Origin of the sequence: Actinotalea ferrariae, from assembly GCF_019733465.1 — a bacterium.
GTDB lineage: Bacteria > Actinomycetota > Actinomycetes > Actinomycetales > Cellulomonadaceae > Actinotalea > Actinotalea ferrariae_A.
The window spans coordinates 1-3013 of sequence record NZ_JACVQL010000342.1 but is presented as its reverse complement, the minus strand read 5'-3'; the positions used below and the strand labels follow the sequence as shown (position 1 = coordinate 3013).

The following is a 3013-nucleotide window of genomic DNA, read 5'->3' as shown; positions in this document are numbered from 1 at the left end:
GCGCCAACACCGCCGGCTCGGTGCGCGTGCGGCGCGGCGCGGACGTGCTCGGCGCGCCGGTGCTCCTCGTCGACGACGTCCTGACGACGGGCGCGACCCTCGCCGCGTGCTCCGCCGCGCTCGCGGCCCACGGGGCGCTCGTGCTCGGCGCCGTGGTCGTCGCCGCGACGCCGCAGACCACGCAGGTCGGGACGGATCGGACGTCCGCCGGGCGAGATGGTGAGACCACGGGCCGGTCCGGTTCTCCGAACTCGCCGGGTGCGGCTAACGTCGGTGCATGGAGCCGTCGACGGCCTGCCCGAACCCTCGCCCCACGGGGCTGAGCCGCCTCGGGCGCCGTCGGCCGCACGCCGCTCCGGACCTGACTCAGCCCCTCCTCGAGCACGGGAGGTGGTGCGCGCCGTCCGCCCGATGAGGGCGTCCCAGCAGTTCGCCGGGCGGCGCTGCGCCGCCCCGTCCCAGGAGGTCAGCCATGGAGATCGTCGTCGTCGGACGCCACGTCGAGGTGCCCGAGCGTTTCCGCCGCCACGTCGAGGACAAGCTCGCGAAGGTCACGCAGCTCGCGCCCCGCGCGATGCGCGTGGACGTGGAGGTCACCCACGAGAAGAACCCGCGCCTGTCCGAGATCTCGGAGCGGGTGGAGCTCACGGTGCGCGGCAAGGGACCCGTGGTGCGCGCCGAGGCGAGCGCGGACGACCCGTACGCAGCGCTCGACGCGGCGACGACGAAGCTGATCGAGCGCCTGCGGCGTGCCCGCGACCGCCGCAAGGACCACCACAAGGACACCCCGCCGGTGCCGGTCGACGTCCGGCCCGTGGAGCCAGCGCCGTCCGACGAGGGGCTCGACGGCGAGCCCGCGCCCGCGGTCCCGGGCGGCGACGCCGTCGAGTCCACCTGGGGCGACTCACCCGTCGTGATCCGGGAGAAGCTCCACCAGGCGCAGCCGATGACGCTCGACGACGCGCTGTACGAGATGGAGATGGTCGGCCACGACTTCTACCTCTTCATCGACGCCGAGACGGCCCTGCCGTCGGTCGCGTACCGACGACGGGGCTGGAGCTACGGCGTCATCCGGCTCGACGCGCCGGTGAACGTGGGGGCCCAGGCCGTCTGATGTCGGTGGGGGGCGCGAGGATGGGCGCCATGCCCGCCTCGCGCCCCGGACCCGCCGCCGCCGCAGCCACAGCAGGAGCCACAGCAGGAGTCGCGGCAGGAGTCGCAGCAGGCGCCGCCGTCGCCGGGGCCACCGACCGCCCCGCGGTCCGCGGCCGGCGGGCCCCCGCGGTCGAGCAGCTGTCCCTGTCGCAGGCGCGCCGCATCGCGCTGCGCGCCCAGGGGCTCGACCGCGCGCGACCCTCGGGTCCGGTGACGATGCGCGGCTTCCAGTCGGTCGTGGACCGGCTCGGCCTGCTCCAGATCGACTCGGTCAACGTGCTCGCGCGCGCCCACCTGATGCCGACGTTCTCCCGGCTCGGCCCCTACGACGTCGGCCTGCTCGACCGGGCGGCCGGCACGGCGCCGCGCCGGCTCGTCGAGTGCTGGGCGCACGAGGCGTCGTTCGTCCCGCCGTCCACCTACCGGCTGCTCGGCTGGCGGCAGCGCGCCTACCGCGAGCACGCCTGGGGCAGCATCCGCGAGGTGCCGCTGCAGCTGTCGGGCGCCGTCGAGGAGATCCGCGCGCTCGTGCACGAGCGCGGGCCCGTGACGGCGCGCGAGGTGCACGCGATCTACGAGGCCGAGCACCCACGGGTGATCACCGGCTGGGGCTGGAACTGGACCATGGCCAAGCGCGTCCTGGAGTTCCTCTTCTTCACGGGCGAGGTCACCGCGGCCCGGCGCAACGCCGCCTTCGAGCGCTGCTACGACCTGACCGAGCGCGTCCTGCCACCCGCCGTCCTCGCCGCCCCGGAGCCGTCGCTCGAGGACGCGGTGCGGGCCCTCGTGGAGATCGGCGCCCGCGCGCACGGGATCGGCACCGTGGGCTGCTTCGACGACTACTTCCGCCTCCGCAACCAGGCCCGTGCCGGCGTCGCCGTCGCCGAGCTCGTCGAGGAGGGCGTCCTCCGGCCGGTGCGCGTGGCGGGGTGGGACGCGCGCCCGACGTACCTGCACCGCGACGCCTCGCTGCCGCGCCGCGCGTCGGGCCGCGCGCTGCTGAGCCCGTTCGACCCGCTGGTGTTCGAGCGTCGACGGCTCGAGGAGCTGTTCGGCATGCGCTACCGGATCGAGATCTACGTCCCCGAGGCCAAGCGCGTGCACGGGTACTACGTGCTGCCGTTCCTCCTCGGCGAGCAGCTCGCGGCGCGGGTGGACCTCAAGGCGGACCGGGGCTCGGGCGTCCTGCGTGTGCAGGCCGCGCACCTCGAGCCGGGCACGCCGGGGGAGACGCTGCCCGCGCTCGTCGCCGAGCTCGAGGAGCTCGCGCGATGGCTGGGGCTGCACGACGTCCGCGTGGCCGACGGCGCGCGGGGGGACCTGGCCGGCCCGCTCGCCGGGGTGGTCGGCGCGTGACACCACCGCCGGCAGCCGGGTCGTCGGACGTCCCGCCGGGCGTTCCCGCCGCCGCGCTCCCTGACGGGCAGCCGGCCGGACCGGAGGCCGGACCGGCGGACGTGCTGCCGCCCGCGACCGGGACGCGGGCGTTCCTCCTCGTCGTGCTCGGCGCGGTCCTGTGGGGCACGGGCGGGCTGGCCGGCGCTGCGCTCACGGACGAGGGGCTCTCCCCGGCGGCCGTGGCGGCGGTCCGGCTGGGTGCGGGCGGGCTCGTGCTCGTCACGGTGCTCGCCGCCGCACGCGCGCTCCCGTCGCTCGGCGTGCTGAGGGACCCGGCCGTCGCCCGACGGCTCGTCGTCGTCGCGGCGCTCCTCGCGGGCTACCAGGCCTGCTACTTCGCCGCGATCGCCCTCAGCTCCGTGAGCGTCGCGACGCTCGTGGCCCTGGGCGCGGCACCCGTGCTGGTCGCGGTCGCGACGTCCGTCGCCCGCCGGCGGCTGCCGACGGCGCGCGTGGTCGC

At 76.4% G+C, this 3013-nt stretch carries 3 protein-coding genes and 1 pseudogene; all 4 read left to right on the top strand.

Annotated elements, in window-relative coordinates; all coding sequences use genetic code 11:
- Window positions 1–323, top strand: a 323-nt coding sequence (locus tag ICW40_RS19375; RefSeq protein ID WP_260459476.1) for a phosphoribosyltransferase family protein, incomplete at its 5' end; no start/stop codon positions are given.
- Window positions 324–472: 149 nt separating this feature from the next.
- On the top strand, window positions 473–1114 hold the full coding sequence (gene hpf / locus ICW40_RS19370) for a ribosome hibernation-promoting factor, HPF/YfiA family (RefSeq protein ID WP_221655622.1): 642 nt from the start codon (window positions 473–475) through the stop codon (window positions 1112–1114).
- A 29-nt stretch (window positions 1115–1143) separates the two neighbouring features.
- Window positions 1144–2511 (top strand): winged helix-turn-helix domain-containing protein, encoded by a 1368-nt coding sequence (locus tag ICW40_RS19365; protein ID WP_221655621.1) that lies wholly within the window; start codon window positions 1144–1146, stop codon window positions 2509–2511.
- Window positions 2508–3013: pseudogene (locus tag ICW40_RS19360) on the top strand (DMT family transporter); the annotation flags it as partial. The gene ICW40_RS19365 and the pseudogene ICW40_RS19360, both read left to right, overlap by 4 nt.